Origin of the sequence: Bradyrhizobium pachyrhizi, assembly GCF_029714545.1 — a bacterium.
Taxonomy (GTDB): Bacteria; Pseudomonadota; Alphaproteobacteria; order Rhizobiales; family Xanthobacteraceae; genus Bradyrhizobium; species Bradyrhizobium pachyrhizi.
In genome coordinates this window covers 3,275,895-3,299,099 of record NZ_CP121667.1, presented here as the reverse complement: position 1 = coordinate 3,299,099, position 23,205 = coordinate 3,275,895, and the positions used below count along the sequence as shown (strand labels likewise).

The 23,205-nt window shown below is 65.5% G+C and carries 19 protein-coding genes; 7 read left to right on the top strand and 12 right to left on the bottom strand.

What is annotated here, in order from left to right; translation table 11 throughout:
- Positions 1-127 precede the first annotated feature (127 nt).
- Together QA639_RS15150 and QA639_RS15145 are read left to right on the top strand one after the other, a co-directional pair.
- Positions 128-1,261: a nitronate monooxygenase gene (locus QA639_RS15150; protein WP_283090150.1), complete on the top strand. Its 1,134-nt coding sequence runs from the start codon at positions 128-130 to the stop codon at positions 1,259-1,261.
- 140 nt (positions 1,262-1,401) lie between these two features.
- On the top strand, positions 1,402-2,913 hold the full coding sequence (locus tag QA639_RS15145) for an acetyl-CoA acetyltransferase (RefSeq protein ID WP_283090149.1): 1,512 nt from the start codon (positions 1,402-1,404) through the stop codon (positions 2,911-2,913).
- Positions 2,914-3,075: 162 nt separating this feature from the next.
- Here the strand turns inward: QA639_RS15145 and QA639_RS15140 are convergent, their stop codons facing one another.
- The 6 genes from QA639_RS15140 to ltnD all read right to left on the bottom strand — a co-directional run bounded on the left by QA639_RS15140 (position 3,076) and on the right by ltnD (position 12,676).
- Positions 3,076-4,278 carry an efflux RND transporter periplasmic adaptor subunit gene (locus tag QA639_RS15140; protein WP_028331778.1) on the bottom strand — a complete coding sequence of 401 codons (1,203 nt, stop codon included), beginning with the start codon at positions 4,276-4,278 and terminating at the stop codon, positions 3,076-3,078.
- Positions 4,265-7,444 (bottom strand): efflux RND transporter permease subunit, encoded by a 3,180-nt coding sequence (locus tag QA639_RS15135; RefSeq protein WP_028331779.1) that lies wholly within the window; start codon positions 7,442-7,444, stop codon positions 4,265-4,267. Before QA639_RS15135 ends, QA639_RS15140 begins: the two co-directional genes overlap by 14 nt.
- 381 nt (positions 7,445-7,825) lie before the next feature.
- Positions 7,826-9,517 (bottom strand): methyl-accepting chemotaxis protein, encoded by a 1,692-nt coding sequence (locus QA639_RS15130; RefSeq protein WP_157348299.1) that lies wholly within the window; start codon positions 9,515-9,517, stop codon positions 7,826-7,828.
- 169 nt (positions 9,518-9,686) lie between these two features.
- Positions 9,687-10,976 (bottom strand): 3-oxo-tetronate kinase, encoded by a 1,290-nt coding sequence (gene otnK, locus QA639_RS15125; RefSeq protein WP_283090148.1) that lies wholly within the window; start codon positions 10,974-10,976, stop codon positions 9,687-9,689.
- The gene (gene otnI / locus QA639_RS15120; RefSeq protein WP_157348298.1) at positions 10,973-11,755 is read right to left on the bottom strand and encodes a 2-oxo-tetronate isomerase; all 783 of its coding nucleotides are present in this window, start codon (positions 11,753-11,755) and stop codon (positions 10,973-10,975) included. Before otnI ends, otnK begins: the two co-directional genes overlap by 4 nt.
- Before the next feature lie 9 nt (positions 11,756-11,764).
- Complete coding sequence (ltnD, locus tag QA639_RS15115; protein ID WP_244978812.1) at positions 11,765-12,676, bottom strand: L-threonate dehydrogenase; 912 nt, start codon at positions 12,674-12,676, stop codon at positions 11,765-11,767.
- 210 nt (positions 12,677-12,886) lie between these two features.
- Between ltnD and otnC the strand changes: the two genes are divergently transcribed.
- Both otnC and QA639_RS15105 read left to right on the top strand, forming a co-directional pair.
- On the top strand, positions 12,887-13,543 hold the full coding sequence (gene otnC, locus QA639_RS15110) for a 3-oxo-tetronate 4-phosphate decarboxylase (protein WP_157348297.1): 657 nt from the start codon (positions 12,887-12,889) through the stop codon (positions 13,541-13,543).
- 33 nt (positions 13,544-13,576) lie between these two features.
- Positions 13,577-13,861: a hypothetical protein gene (locus tag QA639_RS15105; protein WP_157348296.1), complete on the top strand. Its 285-nt coding sequence runs from the start codon at positions 13,577-13,579 to the stop codon at positions 13,859-13,861.
- 147 nt (positions 13,862-14,008) lie between these two features.
- Here the strand turns inward: QA639_RS15105 and QA639_RS15100 are convergent, their stop codons facing one another.
- The 6 genes from QA639_RS15100 to QA639_RS15075 form a co-directional block, all read right to left on the bottom strand.
- Positions 14,009-14,713: an ABC transporter ATP-binding protein gene (locus tag QA639_RS15100; protein ID WP_018270525.1), complete on the bottom strand. Its 705-nt coding sequence runs from the start codon at positions 14,711-14,713 to the stop codon at positions 14,009-14,011.
- Entirely contained in the window at positions 14,697-15,443 is a 747-nt protein-coding gene (locus tag QA639_RS15095) for an ABC transporter ATP-binding protein (protein ID WP_157348295.1), read from the bottom strand. The genes QA639_RS15100 and QA639_RS15095 overlap by 17 nt, the downstream gene beginning before the upstream one ends.
- Positions 15,440-16,417, bottom strand: a complete 978-nt coding sequence (locus QA639_RS15090) for a branched-chain amino acid ABC transporter permease (protein ID WP_283090147.1) — start codon at positions 16,415-16,417, stop codon at positions 15,440-15,442. The genes QA639_RS15095 and QA639_RS15090 overlap by 4 nt, the downstream gene beginning before the upstream one ends.
- Positions 16,417-17,250, bottom strand: a complete 834-nt coding sequence (locus tag QA639_RS15085) for a branched-chain amino acid ABC transporter permease (RefSeq protein WP_016842864.1) — start codon at positions 17,248-17,250, stop codon at positions 16,417-16,419. Before QA639_RS15085 ends, QA639_RS15090 begins: the two co-directional genes overlap by 1 nt.
- A 246-nt stretch (positions 17,251-17,496) precedes the next feature.
- Complete coding sequence (locus QA639_RS15080) at positions 17,497-18,744, bottom strand: ABC transporter substrate-binding protein (protein ID WP_157348294.1); 1,248 nt, start codon at positions 18,742-18,744, stop codon at positions 17,497-17,499.
- A gap of 87 nt (positions 18,745-18,831) precedes the next feature.
- On the bottom strand, positions 18,832-19,650 hold the full coding sequence (locus QA639_RS15075) for a putative hydro-lyase (RefSeq protein WP_283090146.1): 819 nt from the start codon (positions 19,648-19,650) through the stop codon (positions 18,832-18,834).
- A gap of 120 nt (positions 19,651-19,770) precedes the next feature.
- On the opposite strand from QA639_RS15075, the gene QA639_RS15070 reads away from it, so the two are divergent.
- From QA639_RS15070 to QA639_RS15060, 3 genes are all read left to right on the top strand, one after another.
- On the top strand, positions 19,771-20,688 hold the full coding sequence (locus tag QA639_RS15070; RefSeq protein ID WP_028331790.1) for a LysR family transcriptional regulator: 918 nt from the start codon (positions 19,771-19,773) through the stop codon (positions 20,686-20,688).
- Between the two features lie 125 nt (positions 20,689-20,813).
- Entirely contained in the window at positions 20,814-22,064 is a 1,251-nt protein-coding gene (locus QA639_RS15065; RefSeq protein WP_283090145.1) for a Zn-dependent hydrolase, read from the top strand.
- Between the two features lie 31 nt (positions 22,065-22,095).
- The gene (locus QA639_RS15060; protein ID WP_283090144.1) at positions 22,096-23,007 is read left to right on the top strand and encodes an NAD(P)-dependent oxidoreductase; all 912 of its coding nucleotides are present in this window, start codon (positions 22,096-22,098) and stop codon (positions 23,005-23,007) included.
- The last annotated feature ends 198 nt before the right edge of the window (positions 23,008-23,205 follow it).

Below are 23,205 nucleotides of genomic sequence, written 5' to 3'. Positions count from 1 at the left end.
CAAGCCGCGCGTGCACGCAAGATCGCCGGTGCCGAAACCCGCTTGGCTTCGCCGACCGTGATGCGCTAGCGTTGCAGGGGCTGACGCCAACAAGCACAAGAAGCAGCCGCCGGGAGAGAACCAGTCCATGAAATCACCGATCTGCGACATGCTGGGGATAGACTTCCCCCTGCTCGCCTTTAGCCATTGCCGCGACGTGGTGGCGGCGGTTAGCCGCGCCGGCGGCTTCGGCGTGCTCGGCGCGACCGCGCATTCGCCGGAGACGCTGGAGCAGGAGTTGAAGTGGATCGACGCGCATGTCGACGGCAAGCCCTATGGCATCGACGTGCTGATCCCGGAAAACATCTCGACCGCGGGCGAGAAGAACGTCACCTGGAAGAGCCTCGAGGCGCGCGTCTCGCAGGAGCATCGCGACTTCACCCGCAATCTCTTGAAGAAATACGACATCGAGCTGACCAGCCGCAACGTCGCCGACAACCAGCCGCAGCCGTTCGATGCCGAGACCGCGCTGCAACTGCTCGAGGTCTCGTTCCGGCATCCGATCCGGCTGATCGCGAATGCGCTCGGCGTGCCGCCGAAGGCGATGATCGAGATGGGCCGCAAGCATGGTGTGCCGGTGGCGGCATTGGTCGGCTCCAAGGAGCACGCGCTGCGCCAGGTCGCAGCGGGCGTCGATATCCTCGTCGCGCAGGGCACCGAGGCCGGCGGCCATTGCGGCGAGGTCTCGACCATGGTGCTGGTGCCGGAGGTGATCAAGGCGGTCAAAAGAATCCGCGACGTCCCGGTGCTCGCCGCCGGCGGCATCATGACCGGCAGCCAGATGGCGGCCTGCATGGCGATGGGTGCGGCCGGCGCCTGGACCGGTTCGGTGTGGCTGGCCACGGTGGAATCGGAGACCTCGGAGATCTTCCGCGAGAAGATGATCGCGGCCTCCTCGCGCGACGCGATCCGCTCCAAGGGCCGCACCGGCAAGCCGGCGCGGCAGCTCCGCTCGGTATGGACCGACGCCTGGGACCGCTCGCCGGAAAGCCCCGGCGCGCTGCCGATGCCGCTGCAAAGCATCATCAGCCGCGACGCCTTCAACGCCATCGACCGCGCCGCGGCCGGCGGTAACGAGAAGGCCCGCGATCTCGTCAGTTATTTCGTCGGCCAGGGCGTCGGCCTGGTCGACAGCGTCAAGTCGGCCGGCGCCGTGGTGCAGGAGTTCAAGGAAGAATTCGTCGAGGCCGTCGAGCACATGAATGCGCTGGTGGCGGAGTGACGATCCCTCCCCGTCATTGCGAGCGAAGCGAAGCAATCCGTCTCACCCCAGCGGAAGTATGGATTGCTTTGTCGCTTTGCTCCTCGCAATGACGCCAATAACAACCATCGAGTCCAAGACCGCAGAGTGAAACAACAAGAATGTCGAACAGCATCCCCGAAGACTGCATTCCCGTCATCGTCGGCGTCGGCGAAATCGTCGATCGTCGGAAGGACATCACCGCCGGCCTCGAGCCGCTCACGCTGCTGGAAGAGGCGCTGAAGCGCGCCGAAGCCGACAGCGGCGCCAGGCTACTGTCCGACGTGCAGTCGCTCGACGTCGTCAACTTCCTGAGCTGGCGCTATCGCGATCCCGAGAAGCAGCTGGCGCAGCGGCTCGGCATTGCGCCGGCGCATCTCTATTACGGTCCGGTCGGCGGCGAGAGCCCGATCCGCTATCTGCATGAGGCCGCGCAACGCATCGCGCGCGGCGAATGCAGCGTTGCCGCGGTCTGCGGCGCGGAGGCGCAGTCGACCGCGACCAAGGCGCAGCGCGCCGGCGTCGAGTTGCCGTGGACGCCGTTCGCGCACGACGTCGAGGAGCCGAAGCGCGGCGCCGCGTTCCAGAAGCCTATGGCCGTGAGCCTCGGCGTGTTCAGGCCGATCACGGTCTATCCGCTCTATGAGTCCGCAACATCGGCGCATTGGGGCCAGACGCCGCGCGACGCGCTGAAGGAGTCCGGCGAGCTGTGGTCGACCTACGCCCGCGTCGCCGCCGAAAATCCGAACTCGTGGCTGAAGAAGACGTTCACCGGCGACGAGATCACCACGGCCACGCCCGACAACCGGATGATTGCCTGGCCGTATACAAAGCTGATGGTGGCGAACCCGATGGTGAACATGGGCGGCGCGCTGATCCTGACCAGCCTCGCAAAAGCGCGCGCGGCCGGCGTGCCGGAGGACAAGCTGATCTATCCGCTCGGCGGCGCCTCGGCGGAAGAGCCGCGCGACTACCTGATCCGCGACCAGTTCGTCGAAAGCCACGCGCAGACCGCGGTGCTGAAGGCGGTGATGGATCTCGTCGGCGGCGACGGCAAGAAGTTCGACGCGATCGAGCTCTATAGCTGCTTCCCCTGCGTGCCGAAGATGGCGCGCCGGACGCTCGGCCTCGGGCCCGACGTGCAGCCGACCGTGACGGGTGGTCTGACGTTCTTCGGCGCGCCGCTCAACACCTACATGACGCACTCGGCCTGCGCGATGGTGCGCAAATTGAGAAGCGGCGGCACGCTCGGCCTGCTCTACGGCCAGGGCGGCTTCGTCACCAAGCATCATGGCCTCGTGCTGTCGCGCGCGGCGCCGAACGTCGCGCTCAAGCAGGACACCAGCGTTCAGGCGGAGGCCGACCGCAACAGGCGCAACGTGCCCGACTTCACCGCAGAGGCAGCGGGCAAAGGCAAGGTCGAGGCTTTCACCGTGATCTATCGCGGCAATGGCGAGGTCGAGCACGGCGTCACCATGCTGCGCACCGAGGACGGCCGCCGCACGCTCGGCCGCATCCCGGCAAGCGACACGGCGACGCTGGCCTATCTGCAGGACATGGACCGCACGCCGGTCGGCACCACGGGCAACATCGTCACCGCCGGCGATGGCATGCTGGAATGGCGGGTCGGGTAGGTCTCAAAGCTCGCTCTTAGCGCGTAGCCCGGATGGAGCGCAGCGCAATCCGGGGTGGCTCTGTCCGCGGATAGACCTGCCCCGGATTGCGCGGAGCCTGTCATCGGGCGCGCGTTCGCGCGACCCGTTGACTTCCTCCGGGCTACGAAAGACCGCAGGGATTTACCCCTTCACGTCCTGCTTTTCGGACGCCGTGGTCGGCTTGCCCTTGGCGCCGGCACCGGTGACGCGGACATGATCGCCGTCGGCGAGTCCGTCCGGCGGGGCTGTGATGATGCGGTCGTCGGGTGCGAGGCCGGTGGCGATCTCGATCTCCTTACCGAGGTCGCGGCCGATCTTCACGGTCTTGAACAGCACCTTGTCGTCAGGACCGACGGTTGCGACCCGCAGGCCGTTGCTGTTGAAGATCAGCGCGCTGGCGGGAATGCTGAGCGGCGTGGATTCACGCTGCAGATTGAGCTTCACGCTGGCATAGCTGCCCGGCATCAATTCGCCGGAGGAATTGTCGAGCCCGAGTTGCATCCGCGTCGTGCCGGAGGCGACATCGACCGCCTGCGAGGAGGCTTCGACCGTCGCCTGGAAGGTGCGGTTCGGGTAATCCGGCAGTGCCAGCGTGGCCTTGGCGCCGATCTTGATCGCCGGGACGTAGTTCTGCGGCACGTTGACATAGACGCGCAGCTTGGTGATGTCCGAGATCGTGAACATCGCCGGGCCCGAGTTGCCGCCGGCGTTGATCAGCGCGCCGACGTCGGTGTCGCGCGAGGTCACCACGCCGTCGAACGGCGCCGTGATCTTCTTGTATCCGGCGAGCGCTTCCAGCCGCTCGACATTGGCCTGGCCGGCCTTGACCGCACCGTTCTTGTTGGAAAGGTCTGCGGTACGCTCATCGATCTCCTGGGCTGAGACGAAGTTCGAGGCCACCAGCGTCTTGCGCCGGTTCAGCGTGGCTTCGGAAAGCTTGGCCGAGGCCTGGGCGCTGGCGAGATCGGCGCGCGCCTGCAGCAATTGCTGGTCGAGGTCGGGCGCCTCGATCTCGGCGATCACCTGGCCGGCCTTGACGCGGGCGCCGATGTCGGCGTCCCAGTTCTTCAGGTAGCCGGACACCCGGGCATAGATCGGCGCGCGGGAATAGGCCTCGAGCCGGCCCGGCAGGTCGATCGTGGGGCTCAGCGCCTTGGCATTGGGCAGCGCCACCGCGACGGTCGGAATGGCCTGGTCGTCGGTCCATTCCTTCAGCCGTGTGTCCTGTTCCTCACGGGCGCGGATCCCGGTGCCGACGATCAGGCCCGCCCCGACCAGGGCCACCACGCCGAAGATGCCCAATCTCCGGCGAGAAACCGGGTGGCGCTGTTCAGTGGGCGGCATGCGGAATCTCCGATGAGGCGGCGGCTTTGGCGCCTTGCTTCTTGTGTACCATACTGAATACCACGGGAACAAACATCAGGGTCGCGAAGGTGGCGAAGATCAGGCCGCCGATCACGGCCCGGCCCAAGGGCGCGTTCTGCTCGCCGCCCTCGCCGAGCCCCAGCGCCATCGGCGCCATGCCGATGATCATGGCGAGCGCGGTCATCAGCACCGGGCGGAACCGGACGAAGCCGGCTTCCAGGGCCGCCGCGACGGGATCGCCGAGTTCCTCATAGCGCTCACGGGCGAAGCTGATCACGAGCACGCTGTTGGCGGTCGCCACACCCATGCACATGATGGCGCCGGTGAGCGCCGGAACCGACAGCGTGGTCTCCGTCGTGAACAACATCCAGACGATGCCGGCGAGCGCGGCGGGCAGCGCCGTGATGATCACGAACGGGTCCGACCAGGACTGGAAGTTCACGACGATCAGGAAGTAGATCAGCACGACCGCGCCGAGCAGGCCGAACAAGAGGCCGGTGAAGGCCGAGTTCATGGTCTGCACCTGGCCGAGCAGCACCACGGACGAGCCCTTCGGCACCTCCTTGGCGGTGTCGGCGATCAGCTTGCGCACGTCGGTCGCGACGCCGCCGAGATCGCGGCCTTGCGTCGTGGCGTAGATCTGCACCAGCGACTGGATGTCATATTGCGACACCACCGCGCTCGAGGTCGCACGCTTAATGTCGGCGATGCCGCCGAGGATCGGCGCCTGGGTGTTGCCGGTCGCGGTGATCGGCAGGGTCTGCAGCGCGCTCAGCGAGTCGATCTGATACTGCGGCGTCTGCATCACGATCGAATACGACACGCCGTTATCGGGATTGAGATAATAGGTCGGCGCCACCTGCGAGGAGCCGGCGAGGTTGACCACCAGCGAGTTGGTGACGTCGCGCTCGGTCAGGCCGACATATTGCGCGCGGGTGCGGTCGACATCGATGTTGAAGGTCGGGTTGTTGGGCGACTGCTGGATCCGTGCATCGGCAATGCCGGGGATGCGCTTGATCCCGGCCAGCAGCTTGTTGGCATAGGCGAAGTTGGCCTCGAGATTGGCGCCGCGGATCTGCAGGTCGATCGGCGCCGGCGCGCCGAAATTCAGGATCTGGCTGACGATGTCGGCCGGCAGGAACGCGAAGCTGGTGCCCGGGAACAGCCGCGGCAATTGCTCACGCAACGTGCGGACATGCTGCTCGGTCGGCTTGTGGCCTTCCTTCAGGCGGATCTGGATGTCGCCGTCCTGCGGACCGATCACGCCGGTGTTGTTGTAGGTCATGTTGATACCGGAGATCGGCATGCCGATGTTGTCGGTCATGGTTTCGATCTCGCCGGGCACCAGCTTGCGGATCGCCTTCTGGATGTCGGCGAGCTGGTTGGCGGTCTCCTCGACGCGGGTGCCGACCTGGGTGCGGACATGCATCAGGATGTTGCCGGCATCGACCGACGGGAAGAAGTTACGGCCCAGAAACGGCACCAGCAGGAACGACGCGGCGACGACCGCGAGGAAGCAGCTCACGAACACCGTGCGATGACCGAGCGCCATCGCGAGCAGGCCACGATAGCCGCCGCGGATGCGCTCGAACCGCGCCTCGAAGCCGCGCTGGAACCAGACCAGGGGATTGCGCGACTTCGGCGGCGCGCCCTCATGATGCACATGCGCCTGCAGCAAATAGTTTGCCATGGTCGGCACCAGGGTGCGCGACAGGATGAACGACCAGATCATCGCGAACATCACCGCTTCGGCCATCGGCACGAACAGGAAGCGCGCCACGCCGGTGAGGAAGAACATCGGCACGAACACGATGCAGATACAGAGCAGCGAGACGAAGGCCGGCGTCACGATCTGGTTGGCGCCGTCGAGGATCGACTGCTCGACCGGCTTGCCCTGCTCGAGGTGATAATTGATATTCTCGATCGTCACCGTGGCGTCGTCGACGAGGATGCCGACCGCGAGCGCGAGGCCGCCGAGCGTCATGATGTTCAGCGTCTCGCCGATCAGGGACAGCATGATGATCGCGCCCAGCACCGACAGCGGGATCGACACCGCGATGATGACGGTCGAGCGCCAGCTGCCGAGGAACAAGAGGATCATGATGCTGGTGAGCAGCGCGGCGATCACGCCCTCGAAGGCGACGCCGGTGATCGCGCCGCGGACGAACACCGACTGGTCGCCGATGAAGCCGATCTTCAGCGCGTCCGGCATCTGGTCCTTGACCTCGATCACCTTCTGCTTGATGCCGGAGATGATATCGAGCGTCGAGGTGGCGCCGGCTTTCAGCACCATCATCAAGACCGAGCGGTTGCCGTCGACATGGACGATGTTGGTCTGCGGCGGGTTGCCGTCGCGGACCGAAGCGACGTCACGCACATAGACCATCGCGCCGTTGACCTGCTTGATCGGCAGGTCGCCGAGCTCCTCGAGCCGCAGCGGCGAGTTGTTGAGGTTGATGGTGTATTCGAAATTGCCGATCTTCTGCGTGCCGACCGGCGTAATCAGGTTCTGTGCGGCGAGCGCATTGGCGACGTCCTGGCCCGACAGGCCGCGCGCCTGCAACGCGGTCGAATTGAGATCGATCTGGACCTGACGCTGCTTGCCGCCGAACGGATACGGGATCGCTGCGCCAGGCACCGTGACCAGCGGCGTGCGCAGCTGGTTGATGCCGATATCGGCGAGGTTCTGCTCGGTCAGTCCCTCGCCCGACAGCGCGACCTGGATGATCGGAACCGTCGAGGCGCTGTAGTTCAGGATCAGCGGCGGCGTCGCGCCCGGCGGCATCTGCTTGAGCAGGGTCTGCGAGATCGCGGTGACCTGCGCATTGGCGGTGCGGATGTCGACGTTGGGCTGGAAGAAGATCTTGATGATGCCGACGCCATTATAGGAATTGGCGACGATATGCTCGATGTCGTTGACGGTCGTGGTCAGCGCACGCTGGAACGGCGTGGTGATGCGGCCGGACATCTGGTCCGGCGGCAGGCCGGTGTACTGCCAGACCACGCCGATCACGGGGATGCGGATGTCCGGGAAGATGTCGGTCGGCGTGCGCAACGCCGCCAGCGGTCCGATAATCAACAGCAGGATCGCGAGCACGACGAAAGTATATGGCCGGCTCAGCGCGATACGGACCAGTGCGATCATAAAAGAAGCGTTCCCGAAATGAAGCCCGCCCAGGCAGAGGAATCGACATTGCAAAAGCCGTTCCGCAGCGGCCGATTTACCCGATGCCGGGCAAAACGCCAACCCGCGGAGCCGCGGCGGCTTTCACTTCCTCGGCATAGTGCGTGACGCTGCGCGCTCCGAGCCACCATGCCGGGCGCAGGGCCGCCGATCGCGCGCGGATCGTCGTCAAAAAGAGACGGCTCTGCTGCGAATGCGAGCCGGCCGAGGATGCTATTTCGGCCGACGCGAGGTTAACGCATCGCTGCCCTGCGAAAATGTAAAACGTGGTGGGCCGGGTCAGCCCACCACGTCGGCATCGATTAGGCGAAGGATGGCGGCCGCCCGAGCGGCGGCGCCGGATCAGGCGGCGCGGACGGCGTCGAGGAACTTGCTCACCTCGAGCTTGAGGCGGCTGCTGTCGCCCGAGAGCGATTGGGCCGCCGACAGCACCTGGCTCGACGCTGAGCCGGTCTCGTTGGCGCCATGCTGGACGTCGGTGATGTTGGCCGAGACCTGCTGGGTGCCCTGCGCCGCCTGCTGCACGTTGCGCGAGATTTCCTGCGTCGCCGCGCCCTGCTCTTCGACCGCGGCGGCAATGGTGGACGAGATTTCCGACAGCCGTTCGATGGTCGAGGAGATTTCCTTGATCGCGCCGACCGACTCCTGGGTCGCGGTCTGGATGCCGGCGATCTGCTGGCCGATCTCGCCGGTCGCCTTGGCGGTCTGCTCGGCCAGCGCCTTCACCTCGGACGCCACGACGGCGAAGCCGCGGCCGGCCTCGCCGGCGCGCGCCGCCTCGATGGTGGCGTTCAGCGCCAGCAGATTGGTCTGGCCGGCAATGGTGTTGATCAGCTCGACGACATCGCCGATCCGCGCGGCGGCCTTCGACAGCTCGCTGACGCGATCGTTGGTGGTGCGCGCCTGGCCGACGGCATCGCCGGCCATCCGTGCCGACTCCTGCACTTGGCGGCTGATCTCGGTCACCGACGACGACAGCTCCTCGGTCGCCGACGCCACCGACTGGACATTGGTCGAGGCTTCCTCGGACGCCGCGGCAACCGACGTGGTCAGTTCCTGCGAACGCCGGGCGGTCGACGACAGCGTGCCGGCGGAGGCTTCGAGCTGGGTCGAGGCGGATGACACGGTCTGCACGATCTCGCCGATCATCTGTTCGAAATTGCGGGTGATGGCGTCGACCCGGCGGCCGCGCTCGATCTTGGCTTCGGCGTCCGCAGCGGCGGCTTCATCGGCCGCCTTCTTGGCGACCAGGGCTTCCTTGAACACCTGCAGCGTATCGGCCATCGCGCCGATCTCGGTCTTCTCGCCCTGATGCGGGACGTTTGCGGTCAGGTCGCCGCGGCCCAGCGCCTGCATCGGGCTCACGATCGAGGCGATGCCGGCCGAGACGTCGCGGATCATCAGGAAGCTGACGCCGACGCCGACGATGATGGCGGCGCCAAGGATCATCGCAAGCAGCATGACGGCCGACGCGTAGCTGTTTGCCGCCTCCTGCGCCGCCTTGTCGGCGCCGGCATTGTTGAGCTCGATGTCCTTGCGCAGGATCTCGTCGGCCTCGAGGCCGATCTTGTTGACGGTCTTGGCGTTCAGCTCATGCGCATCATGCGGGGTCTTGCCGACATCCCGACGCGACAGCGCCATCACCTCCTCGGTGCCCTTCTTGTAACGGGTCCAGGCATCGACCCATTGACCGTAGAGCGCGCGCTCCGCGGGGGTCGCGATCAGCGGCTCGTAGATCGCGCGGACCTTGAGGTTAGCGTCGACCACCGAGGTCAGGGTCTTTTCCTGCGCGAGCTTGTCCTCCAGCGTCTCGGACAGCATGTGCTCGCGGACCACGTTGCGATAGGTGATGACGCCGGCGCGCAGATCGCCGAGCGCACGCACGCTCGGCAGCCAGCTCGTCGTGATGTCGACGGTGTTGGCGTTGATCGACCGTAAATTCACGACCGCCAGCATGCCCATGCCTGTCATCGCGACAAGCAGGAACGCAACCACGGCAATAATCTTGGCGCGGATCGAGAATTTGGCGAACATCGTGGGGTCTCTTGATATCGGGCTCGCGAAGCCCGATCGAATGGCTGGGGGCGTGGCGGGACGCCGCAGACATCAAAGCCAGCCCCCCTCCTTAAGTAGGGTTAATTTGGTTCCCCGTTGAACTACGGAGGCGCTCATCTACGGCGTGGCATGATGCGCGCCAGCCGCATCAAGGCATCAATGCCAGCGCATCCGAGAAAAACTCCGGCCCGCCGAAATTGCCTGATTTCAGTGCAAGCACCATCTCGCCTCTCCCGGCGCCGACCGCTCGCAGAACCGGCACGCCGGCGGCGATTTCCGCACCGACCAGGAATCCGGGAATGCGCAGGCGGTCGACCACGGCGCCCGAAGTTTCACCACCGGCGACCACCAGCCTGTGCACGCCCGACTGCACCAGACCATCCGCGATGTCGGCCATCGCCTGCTCGATGGCATGCCCGGCTGCGTCACGACCATGACGGGATTGCACAGCTGCCACCTGATCCGGGGTCGAGCTACTCGCAATCAGGATTGGCCCCGCCCCGAGCCGGTCTCTGGCCCAGGCGAGCGCACGCTGCGTTTCGTCCTTGCCGGCGACCACCCGCTCGGGATCGAGGTGCAGGACCGGCATCACCTTCTCGGCGTTGGCGATCTGGCGCAGGGTCGCCTGCGAGCAACTGCCGGCAAGGCACGCCGCCGGGCCGCCGACCGGCGTCGCCAGCATCGCATCCGCGGTGTCCGGTTTGGCTTTGCTCGCGGCGACCAGCGCCCGCGCCAGGCCAAGCCCGATCCCGGAAGCGCCGACCGAAAGACGGTGATCCAGCGCGACCTGCCCGATGGTCTCGAGGTCGCGGTCGAACACCGCATCGACGATGGCGGCGCCGATCCCGCCTTGCGTGAGCTCGGCGAGCTTTGCCCGGACGGCGTCCGCGCCACGGCTCAGCGTTGCAAGATCGACCAGGCCGACCTTGGTCGTGCTTTGCCGCGCCAGCACGCGAACCAGATTGGAATCATGCATCGGGTTGAGCGGGTGGTCCTTCAGCGGACTCTCATTCAGCGGCACCGAGCCGACGAACAGATTGCCCTGGTAGACGGTGCGGCCGGTCTCCGGGAATGCCGGCGTCACCAGCACGATGGCATCCCTGGAATCGGCGCGCAGCGCGTCCATCACGGGGCCGATATTGCCGGCATCGGTTGAATCGAAGGTCGAGCAGATCTTGAACAGGATATGTTTGGCGCCGCGGCCGCGCAGCCAGGCCTCTGCTGCGCGCGAACGCGTCACGGCGAGGCCGGCCTCGATCGAACGGCTCTTCAGCGACACCACGACGGCGTCGACCTCGGGCAGCGCGAGATCGTCCGCGGGCACGCCGATGGTCTGCACCGTGCGCAGGCCGGCGCGGGTCAGCGTGTTGGCGAGATCGGAGGCGCCGGTATAGTCGTCGGCGATGCAACCAAGAGACAGATGTCCCGCGAGCGTCACGGCTTCACTCCGGCATAGGGCTTGAACCAGGCGAGACCGTCGGTGGTCTTGCCGCGCGGATTGTATTCGCAGCCGACGAAGCCGCCATAGCCGAGCCGGTCGAGCTCGCCGAACAGGAACGGATAGTTCAGCTCCTCGCCGTCGGGCTCGTTGCGCGAGGGGATCGACGCGATCTGGACGTGGCCGATGATCGGCATCATTTCACGCAGCCGCATGGTGACGTCGCCATGGATGATCTGGCAGTGGTAGATGTCGAACTGCAGCTTCAGGTTCGCGATACCAAGCTCGTTGATCAGATCGCGCGCGAAGATGAAGTCGTTGAGGAAGTAGCCGGGCACGTTGCGCGGATTGATCGGCTCGATCACGACGTCGAGGCCGTGCGGCGCGAAGAACTCCGCGGCATGGGCGACCGATTTGCGAAACGCGGCGACGGCCCCGGCATCGCTGCGCTCGCCGATGCCCGCCATCAGATGCACCCGCTTGACGCCGGTCGCCTGCGTATAGGGCAGCGCGGTCTTCAGGCTCTGCTGCAGGTCGGCGAAACGGTCCGGCAGCGCGGCAAACCCCTTCTCGCCGGCGTTCCAGTCGCCCGGCGGCAGGTTGAACAGCGCCTGCGTCAGCCCATTGCCTTTCAGCCGCTTGCCCACCTCCTCGGCCGGATGGTCGTAGGGAAACAGGAACTCGACCGAGGTGAAGCCCGACTTCGCCGCCGCCTCGAAGCGGTCGAGGAAGGGGACCTCGTTGAACATCATGGTGAGGTTGGCGGCAAAACGGGGCATGTGATCCTCTTATTTATCGCCGGGGAGCTTGGTGCCGGTAACCTGCGCATACATCCGCGCCACCGACGCATCGTCGTCGCGGCCCATGCCGGCGGCCGCGGTCATCAGGAACATCTGCAAGGCCGCGGCCGAGACCGGCACCGGGAAGCGCGCATTGCGCGCCATGTCCTGGATGATGCCGAGGTCCTTGACGAAGATCTCCACCGCGCTGCGCGGCGCATAGTCACCGTCGAGGACATGCGGCATGCGGTTCTCGAACATCCAGGAATTGCCGGCGGAGGCGGTGATCACCTCATAGACCTTGCGGATGTCGAGGCCCTGCTTGGCGGCAAAGGCGATCGCCTCGGAGGCGGCCGCGATATGCACGCCGGCCAGCAGCTGGTTGATCATCTTGAACGCGGCGCCCTGCCCCGCGGCATCGCCAAGCTCGTAGAGTTTTGCCGCCATCGCATCCAGCGCCGGCCGCGCCTTCGCAAACGCCGCCGCGCCGCCGGAGGCGAGAATGGTCAATTCGCCCTGCGCCGCGCGCTGCGCCCCGCCGGAGATCGGGGCGTCGAGATAATGCCGGCCGGTCGCCTCGAGCTGTTTTGCGAGGCGCCGCGCGATATCGGGGTCCATGGTCGCCGAGGAGATGAAGACCGCGTCCTTGGCCAGGGTCTCGGCGACGCCGTCCTTGCCGAACAGGATCGCTTCAGTCTGCGCCGCATTGACGACGACGCTGACGACGATGTCGGCATCCCGGGCCGCCTCGGCCGGCGACTTGGCGCCCTTGCCGCCGTCGGCGACGAAGCGCGCCACCGCATCGGCCGTGACGTCGCAGCCGGTCACCTCGAAACCGGCCCGCCTGAGCGAGGTCGCCATGCCGTATCCCATCGAGCCCAGCCCGATGACGGCGACACGTGATGTTGCGGAACTGGACATTTGGCGATCCCTGAACATTTTTAGTTGTTTGAGCATGACCTTTTCGGAAAACCGGCTGTCACTTTGCGCCAGCGCGGCCTTCCGGGCCCCGTTCATGCTCGTTGCTGCTTGCCTATCACGGCTTGGCCGCGCTGCCAAAGCATGAGACAAAGCGGAAAATGGATAGCGCCAAAGATGGCGCCAAGAGCTAAACCGGAAGAGCGAAACCGGATGAGCGAAACAAAGCTTCGTGAGGACATCTGCCGCTTCGGCCGCTCGCTGTTCGAGCGCGGCCTGACGCCGGGCTCCTCGGGCAATATCAGCGTCCGGCTCGCGGACGGCGGCTGGCTGGTGACGCCGACCAACGCCTCGCTCGGCTTCCTCGATCCGGCGAAAATGTCACGGCTCGACGGCAACGGCCGGCTGGTCTCCGGCGATGCCCCGACCAAGGAAGTGCCGCTGCACACAGCGCTCTACCAGACGCGCGCCTCCGCCGGCGCCGTGGTGCACCTGCACTCGACCCATTCGGTCGCGCTGTCGATGCTGCCCGAGATCGACCCGCGCGCCGCGCTGCCGCCGATGACCGCCTATTACGTCATGAAGTGCGGCCAGACCGCGCTGGTGCCCTATTATCGTCCCGGCGATCCGGCCGTTGCCGACGCGATCCGGGGGCTGGCCGGGAAATATTCATCGGTGCTGCTCGCCAATCATGGGCCCGTCGTGTCGGGCGATACGCTGGAAGCGGCGGTGTTCGCGACCGAGGAGCTGGAAGAAACCGCAAAGCTCTATCTGCTGCTGCGCGGGCTGAACCCGCGCTATTTGTCGCCCGACCAGGTGGCTGATTTGACCAGGACGTTCGGGCTCGTGCTGCCGGATCACCCTCACTAGATCAAGCGGAGGATCGATATGCGAAGGACAGTCATGATGAGGTTCACGGGCTTGGCGTTAGCGGCACCGTTCGCCGTCGGCCTTGCGGCATCGGACGGACGGACCGAAGAGACCTTGCAAGGCATGCTGGCAACCCAGCTGCGCGCGCAAGGCTATGCCTGCGACAAGCCGCTCAAGGCCGAGCGGGACGACAAGCTCTCGAAGCCCGACAACGAGGCCTGGACGCTGACATGCAGCAACGCGACCTACCGCGTCAGCCGCGTACCCGACCTCGCCGCGAAAGTCGAAAAGGTCGAAGAGGGCAAAGAGAACAAGTAAACCGCATCGGCATTTCGCCACTAACTCAGCGTCATCCTGAGGTGCGAGCGGAGCGAGCCTCGAAGGATGGGCCACAAGCACCCGCGGCCCATCCTTCGAGGCGCGCACCTCAGGATGACGTCTGCGTGCGCGGAAGCGTCGCAGAAACTAAAGCCCCAGATACGCCTTGCGCACATCCGGATTGCCGCTGATCTCGGCGGCGGTGCCCTGCATCAGCACGCGGCCGGTCTGCAGGATGTAGGCGCGGTCGGCGATCTCAAGGCATTCGGCCATGCGCTGCTCGACGATCAGGACCGTCATGCCGGCGTCGCGGATGCGCTTCACGGCCTGGAAGATCTCGTCGACCAGTTTCGGCATGATGCCCTGCGACGGTTCGTCGAGCATCAGAAGCCGCGGCCGCGTCATCAGCGCGCGGCCGATCGCGAGCATCTGCTGCTCGCCGCCGGACAAGGTCTCGGCACGCTGGTCGAGCCGTTCGCCAAGTCGCGGGAACAACTTGAACACCAGATCGAGCGGCGCGTCGCGGTCGGACTGGCTGCGGTAGAGATAGCTACCGAGCCGCAGATTGTCGCGCACCGAGAGCCGCGGAAACAGCCGGCGGTTCTCCGGCACGTAAGCGATGCCGCTTGACGTGATGACGTGCTGCGGCTGGCCGTCGATCCGCTTGCCGTCGAAGGTGACGGTCCCAGCGCGCGGCCGCTCGGCGCCGGCGATCGATTTCAACAGCGTCGACTTGCCCGCACCGTTGGCGCCGGCGACGCAGACGATCTCGCCCTTGGTGACGTCGATCGACACCGAGGAGATCGCGACCAGGCCCTGATAGGCGGTGGTGACTTCACGCACCGACAGCATGACGATCCCCGAGATAGGCAGAAATGACTTCCGGATTGCGGACGACCTCGGTCGGCTTGCCCTCGACCAGCACCTTGCCGAGATTGAGCACGATGGCGCGGTCGACCAGCGGCATCACGATCTCCATCACGTGCTCGACCATCAGCACGGTGATGCCGGCGGCGCGGACCTTGCGCACCAGTTCGACGCCGGTCTGCGCCTCGACCGGCGTCAGTCCGGTAAGGACTTCGTCAAGCAGCAGCAGCTTCGGCTCGGTGGCGAGCGCGCGGGCCACCTCGAGCCGGCGCTTCTCTGACGGGACGAGGTCGGCTGCAAGCTTGTCGGCGCGCGCGGCAAGGCCGCAGAACTCCAGCACCTCATAGGCCTTCTGCCGCGCAATGCGCATCTTGGTGTTGCGGATCAGTGCGCCGACGATGACGTTGTCGATCACGGTCATGGTCTCAAAACTCTTGACGACCTGGAAGGTGCGCCCGACGCCGCGCTGGCAGCGTTCCGCGGCCGGCAGCCTTGTCACGTCCTCGCCGTCGAAGATGATCGAGCCCTGGGTCGGCGGCAGCACGCCCGCGATCAGGTTGAACAGCGTCGACTTGCCGGCGCCGTTGGGACCGATCAGGCCGACGATCTCGCCGCGCCCGACCGAAATCGAGACGTCGCTGTTGGCGACCAGGCCGCCGAAGCGCTGCCAGACACCGCGAGTTTCCAAGAGCGGGGTTTCCGGAAGCGCCGTCATCGTGCAGCTCCCTTGCGCAGGGAGAACACGCTGACCAGGCCGCGCGGCAGCGCCAGCGAGATCACGACGATCAGCGCGCCGTAGACGATGAGGTCGACGCCGCGCCCGGAGCCGCCGATGAACGAGCGCGTCAGCTCGGTGAGCGGGATCAGGATGACAGCGCCCAGTACCGGGCCCCACAAGGTGCCGATGCCGCCAAGCACCGCAGGCAGCGCCATCAGCAGCGAGAACTGGAAGCCCATCACGCTCTCAGGATCGATATAGGAGACGAACTGGGCGTAGAAGCTGCCGCCGACCGCAACGAGGAAGGCCGAGACCGCCGCCGCGCCCATCTTGGAATTGAACACGACCACGCCGAGGCTTTCGGCCGCATCGGGATTGTCCTTCACCGCGCGCCACCAATAGCCCCATTTGGAATCCTCCAGCCACCAGGTGACGAACCAGGCGATACAGGCCAGCGCCAGCGCGAAATAGAAGTAAGGCAGCTTCGAGCGGGTGAACTGGAATTTCAGCCAGCTGTCGCCGCGCACCGGGATGTCGATGCCGAGCGCGGCGCCGGCCCAATCCCAGTTCTGGATCAACAGCAGCGCGATCTCGGCGATCACGATGGTCGCGATCACGAAGTAATGCCCGCGCAGGCGGAAGCAGGGATAGCCGAGCGCCATCGCGATCAGTGCGGAGATCGCCCCGCCCGCCAGCATGCCGAACCACGGCAGCACGCCGAACTTGGTGAACAAGAGCGCGGTGGTATAGGCGCCGAGCCCGAAGTACAGCGCATGGCCGAGCGAGATCTGTCCGCAATAGCCGGACAGGATGTTCCAGCTCTGCGACAGCGCCGCATACATCAGCGTCAGCACCATGATGTTCTGGACGTAGACGTCCTTGACGAACAGCGGCACCAGCGCGGCGATCACCGCGAGGCAGGCCGCCACGATCAGGTCACGCCTGCGGCGTTGGGCGAACTGGGTGTCCATCACATCGATCCGAACAGGCCACGCGGGCGGATGAAGACGACCAGCAGGTAGACGGCATAGATGCCGACCGATTTCAGGGACGGCGGCAGGATCAGCGCGGTGGTCGCCTCCACCAGGCCGACGATGATGCCGCCGGCAAAGGCGCCGAACACGCTGCCGAAGCCGCCGAGCGCCACGGTGACGTAGGCGATCAGGGCGAACGACGCGCCGACGTCGGGATAGACGTAGAAAAAGATCGCCATGATGGCGCCGGCGAGGCCAACCAGCGCAGCACCAAGGCCCCAGCCGAGCGCGAACACCCGGTTCTTGTCGATGCCGACCAGCGCCACCGCGCCGGCGTCCTCGCGCGTCGCCTCGAGCGCGCGGCCGAAATCGGTGCGATTGATGAAGAAGTAGAGCGCGACGAAGGCCGCGATCGACAGCATCGCGCCGATCAGCTGCGGCTCCGGCAGATAGATGCCGGCGATCGACACCGTCTTGCCGCCGACCCAGGAGTTGGTGACGCTGCGGTAGTCGGGCGTGAAGAAGAACTGGGCAAGCCCCCGCATCACGATCGCCAGGCCGAAGGTCGAGAAGATCTGCACCATGCCGGCATTGGCTTTGGCGCGCATCGCGAAGCGAACGATCAACAGATAGACCACCGCGCCGAACACGAACAGCGCCGCGGCGACCAGCGGCGCCGACAGCAAGGGATCGATCGCGAAGAACGCGAACAGGAAGAAGGTCGCGTACATCGCGATCATCAGGAACTCGCCGTGCGCGAAATTCACGACGTCCATCAATCCGAAGATCAATGCGAGGCCTGCGGCGATCAGTCCGTAGAGCAGCCCCATCAACAGGCCGCTCGCCAAACTCTGGATAATGGTCTCGGCTGTCACCGCTGCGCCCCGGTCAACGCATCATTCAAGCGTCGTCCTGGCGAAGGCCAGGACCCATAACCACAAATGCATCGGAAGGAGAGATAACAACCAATCATCGCAAAACGCCTGCCTGGGTTACGCGACGAGTGCAAGCACTCGCGCGGGGGTCCCGGGTCGCGCTTCGCTGCCCGGGACGACGTAGGGAAACTGAGAGACCGATCAGCTGTTCATCGGCCAGATCGCCTCGGAGACGGCGGCCTGTTCCGGGAAGATCGTCACGAAGTTCTTCGCGGAGTACTGCAACAGCACCGGGTCGGCGAAATTGTTCTGACCCATCTCGTCGAACTTGACGCGCCGCCACGGCATGATGGTCTGATCGCCCGGCATGTCGGTGGCGACCAGCGCCTCGCGGATCTTCTCGCCGTCGGTCGACTTGGCGCGGTTGATGGCGTCCGCCATCACGATCAGGCCCATGAACTGGCGCGACGAATAGTCGTTGAAGTCCTTGCCGGACTTGGCGCGGTACATCTCGTTGATCAGACCGACCATCGGACGCTTCTGCGCCAGGTCGAGCGAGAAGCTGCCGCGCGAGATCACGCCCTCGAGCTTGTCGCCGACCGCGTCATAGGTCGCCTTCTCGGAGAAGCCGGCGTCCTGCGCCATGATGTTCTTCGGCTTGTAGCCGAGTTCGGCCATGGTCTTGACGAGGAGGATCGCGTCGGTGGTGTAGCTCGACGGCATCAGCACGTCGGCATTCGCCGCCTTGAGCTGCTGCACCTCGGCGGTCAGCGACGGCGAGTTGGCGCGGTACTTGATGTCGGCCACGATCTTGTAGCCGCGCTCGCCGGCGAGCTTGGTCTGCGCGTTCGCCGAATCGGTGCCGAAGATGGTGTCCTCGTGGAACAGCGCCAGCGTTTCGATCTTCTGGCCCTTCTTCTTCATCGCATCGAAGAAGTCGAACATCGCGGTCGAGAACATCTCGTCATGCGGCGAGGCGCGGAAATAGTATTTCAGGCCGCGGCGATGCAGGCTCGGCGAGGAATTGTCGGCCGAGAGGAACGGAACGCCGTAACGCTCGCAGATCTGGCTGACGGTGACGGCGACCGCGCTCTGATAGGTGCCGATCACGGCGCAGACCTTCTCCTGCGTGATCAGGCGCTCGGCTTCGGCGCGGCCCTTCTGCGGATCGGCCTGGTGGTCGGCGAACACGAGCTTGACCTTGGAGCCGCCGAGGCCGGACAGGCCCTCGCCCTTGGCGAGCGGCAGCGCGAAGTCATAGTTCTTGTTGATGATGTCGGCCGCGGTTTCGAACGCGCGCTGCGCGTCGACGCCGATCTGCGCGCTGGCGCCCGACAGCGGATAGATCACGCCGATTGCCACTTCACTGGTCTGTGCGCGCGCGGCCATCGGACCGAGCGCCGCGGCGGCAGTGGCACCCAGCAACACGTTACGCCGAGAGATCGTCATCGAAATTTCCCCTTGGTCAGCTTGTTATTATCGATGTGACGCTTGTAGCGCGCAGTAAAGCCTCAATGAATTGCACGAATTGCCTATTCAGAGCACAGCGAGCTGCTTGTTCCTGAGATCGGTCACCAGCATCAGGCCCGGCGAATGCGTGATCGCGAACGGCAGCTTCGCACTTGCGATCACCGATTGCGGCGTCACGCCACAGGCCCAGAACACCGGGATCTCGTCATCGGCCACCGGTACCGCATCGCCGTAATCCGGCTTGGCGATATCCTTGATGCCGATTGCATGCGGATGGCCGAGGTGGACCGGCGCGCCATGCACGGACGGGAAGCGCGAGGTGATCTGCACCGCGCGGATCGCATCCGCCGGCTTGAACGGGCGCATCGACACCACCATGGGTCCCGCGAACGGCCCCGACGGGCTGCACGCGATACTGGTGCGGTACATTGGCACACGCAGATTGCGTTCGATGTGACGGATCGGCAGGCCCTCATCCAGCAACGCCTCCTCGAACGAGTAGGAGCAGCCGAGCACGAAGGTGACGAGATCGTCGCGCCAGTATTTGGTGATGTCGGTCGGCTCGTCCGCCACCTCGCCGTCGCGCCAGACCCGGTAGCGCGGCACGTCGGTGCGGATGTCGAGGTCGAGGCCAAGCGAGGGAATGCGAGGATCGCCGACGTCGGACATGCCGATGATCGGGCATGGCTTCGGATTGAGCTGGCAGAAGCGGTGGAAGGCGCCGGCGAGTTTTTCCGGCAGGATCGCGAGATTGCCCTGGACGAAACCGTTGGCGAGACCGGCTGTGGTGGCCGAGGCCACGCCGTCACGGCAAGCGCGGCGCGCTTCGACGCTCGCCACCACTGGCTCCCCCTGAGATCGCTGCACTGCCGCAAAAACAGTCATGGGATTCTCCTGCCCATAATCTCGACAAGGACAAACCAACACCAAGCGTGATATAATGTCTAATCGTCCTTTCTAATCAAAATCGATAAATCAGATTTATCGATCGGGAAAATGCTTCCAATGACGGACTTCCGCTCGATCGAGACATTCCTTTGGGTCGTCAAGCTCGGCAGCTTCCGCGGCGCCGCCCAGCGGCTCAACACCACCCAGCCGGCGATCTCGCAGCGCATTGCCCAACTCGAGCGCGAAATGGGCGTCAAGCTGCTCAACCGCGACCACCGGGTGGCCTCACCGACTCCGAGTGGACGGCTGATGATGATCTATGCCGAGAAGCTGATCGGCCTGCGATCGGAGATGATGGCCGAGGTCGGCGACCGCTCGGCGATGCGCGGCGCGCTGCGGCTCGGTGTCGCGGAGACCATCGTGCACACCTGGCTGCCGCGCCTCGTCAAGAGCGTCAATGAGGTCTACCCGAACCTGTCGCTGGAGATCGAGGTCGACATCACACCCAATTTGACCGCGCGGCTGCTGGCGCAGGAGATCGAGCTTGCCTTCGTGCTCGGACCGGTCTCGGCGTCCGGCGCGCACAACCATGTGCTGTGCGACTACCCGATCGGTTTCCTGGCGAGCCCGGCCCTCGGCCTCGGCGACGGCCCGGTGGCGCGGCAGGACCTGGCGCGGTTTCCGATCATCACCTTTCCGCGCAAGACCCAGCCCTACGAGACCGTGCGCGCGCTGTTCAACGCCCCCGACCTGCCCCCGATCCGGCTGCACGCCTCGACCTCGCTCGCGACCGTGATCCACATGGCCAATGAAGGGCTTGGCATCGCGGTGATCCCGGCAGCGATCGTCGAGAACGAGCTTGCCGACGGGCGCTTGCTGCTGCTCGACACCGACCTCAAGCTGCCGCCCCTCACCTTCACCGCGAGCTGGCTCGCCTCGCCCGATGCGGTCGCCATCGAGCGTGTCGCCAATCTCGCCCGGCAGATCGCACAGGCGAGCGTGGCGGTTGACGGCGCGGGAGTGGCGCGTCATTGAACGATTGCCGGATAATCGAACGTCATTCCGGGATGGTCCGAAGGACCAGACCCGGAATCTCGAGATTCCGGGTTCGATGCTGACGCATCGCCCCGGAATGACGAAAATAAAAATGGACTGACGACATGAGCCGAGCCGCCACCAACCTGCAGATCGATTCCGCCCGCCTCTGGGGCACCATCCACGAAACCGCGCAGTTCGGTGCAACGCCCAAGGGCGGTGTGCGGCGGCTGACGCTGAGCGCCGAAGACAAGCAGGTGCGCGACTGGTTCCGCAAGGCGTGCGAGGAGGCCGGCCTCGAGGTGCAGGTCGACGCACTCGGCTCGATGTTCGGGTTGAGGAAAGGACGGGACATGTCGAAGCCGCCGATCGGCGTCGGCTCGCATCTCGACACCCAGCCGACCGGCGGCAAATATGACGGCGTGCTCGGCACGCTGGCGGCGCTCGAAATGGTGCGCACGCTCAACGATGCCGGGATCGAGACCGAGCTGCCGATCTGCATCTGCAACTGGACCAATGAGGAAGGCTCGCGCTTTGCGCCGGCGATGATGGCCTCGGCCGCCTATGTCGGCGACTTCACCACCGACGACATCCTGTCGCGCAAGGACGCCGAGGGCGTCACGGTGGCGCAGGCGCTGGACACGATTGGTTATCGCGGCGACGCCCCGGTCGGCCGCCAGAAGTTCACCAGCTTCGTCGAGCTGCATATCGAGCAGGGCCCGATCCTGGAGGCCGAGAGCAAGACCATCGGCGTGGTCGATTCCGGCCAGGGCGTGTTGTGGTACGACGGCAAGATCACCGGCTTCGAGAGCCACGCCGGCTCGACCCCGATGCCGCTGCGCCGCGATGCGCTGGCGACGCTGTCCGAGATCGTGCTGGCGATGGAAAGCATCGCGAAGAAGCACGGCCCGAAGGCAGTCGGTACCATCGGCGAGGCGGTGATCGCCACGCCCTCGCGCAACGTCATCCCCGGCGAGATCGCCTTCACCGTGGATTGCCGCAGCGCCGACGCTGGGATCATGGATGCGCTGGACCGCGACCTGCGTGCGGCCGTTGCCGAGATCGCAACGCGGCGCAAGGTCGAGGTTCAACTCGATCTCGTTTGGCGCAAGGCACCGACGCATTTCGATCCCAAGCTGGTCGACGCCGTCGAGAACGCGGCCAAGCAGCTCGGCTATTCGCACCGCCGCATCACCTCGGGCGCCGGCCACGACGCCTGCAACCTCAACACGGTGATGCCGGCAGCAATGGTGTTCGTGCCCTGCAAGGATGGCATCAGCCATAACGAGCTGGAAGACGCGACGCAGACCGATTGCGCCGCCGGCGCCAACGTCCTGATGCATACGGTGCTGGCGCTCGCCGGCGTCGCGTCCTGATCTTCGTTTCTCCTCATCGATGGAGGCTTTCGTGCGCGCAGTGTTTGTCGACGCCAATGAATCGCTTGCTGTCATCACGGAGCGCCTGGAAAAGCCCGGCGATCCCCGGATGCGGATCAACCGCAACCCGGACATCAAGTCCGAGGACTATCCGGCGGTGCTCGACGGCGCCGAGATCGCGGTGGTCGACCACACCGCGCTGCCGACCGATGTTGCGAGGAAGTGCGCCGGCCTGAAGCACGTCGTGTTCCTCGGCACCGGCGCGCGCAGCTACATGAACCCGGAAGAGCTTGCCGAGCTCGGCATCTCCGTGCACCTGATCAAGGGCTATGGCGACACCGCGGTCGCGGAATCGGCGATCGCGCTGATGTGGTCGTCGGCGCGCGTGATCGCGCAGATGGACCGCGAGATGCGCGCCGGCAACTGGCTGCGCGAGGACGGCATGCAACTCACCGGCAAGACGCTCGGCCTGGTCGGCTTCGGCGGCATCGCCGCCGAGGTCGCCCGCATCGCGCTCGGCAGCGGCATGAAGGTGATCGCCTGGAACCGGTCGCCCAAGAGCCATCCGGGCGTCGAGTTCGTCGATCTCGACACCGTGCTGGCGAGCAGCGACGTGGTCTCGATCCATCTGCTGCTGAACGACGAGACCCGCGGCCTGATCACGCGCGACAAGATCGCGAAGATGAAAAAGGGCGTGGTGCTGATCAACACCGCGCGCGGCGCGATCGTCGACGAGCAGGCGATGATCGATGCGCTCAATTCGGGCCACATCCGCCACGCCGGCCTCGATGTCTACAACATCGAGCCGCTGCCGAAGGATCACCCGTTGACGAAGATCCCGAACGTGACGCTGTCGGCGCACTCCGCCTTCCGCACGCCCGAGGCGAGCGAGAATTTGATCCACGCGGCGTGGGAGCATTGCCGCAGGATCGTGAAGGAGTAATTTCACCGTCGTCCCGGCCAAGCCAACGGGTCGGCGCGAAGCGCCGCCCGATGACAGGCTCCGCGCGAGCCGAGACCCATAACTACTGCTCCACATTGTCGCAAACGCTGGGTCCACAGCGAGCCCTAACACAAGTCCCTGTGGTTATGGGTCCCTGCTTAGGGACGACAGTGGCCGTAGGGTGGCTAACTCGCCCTA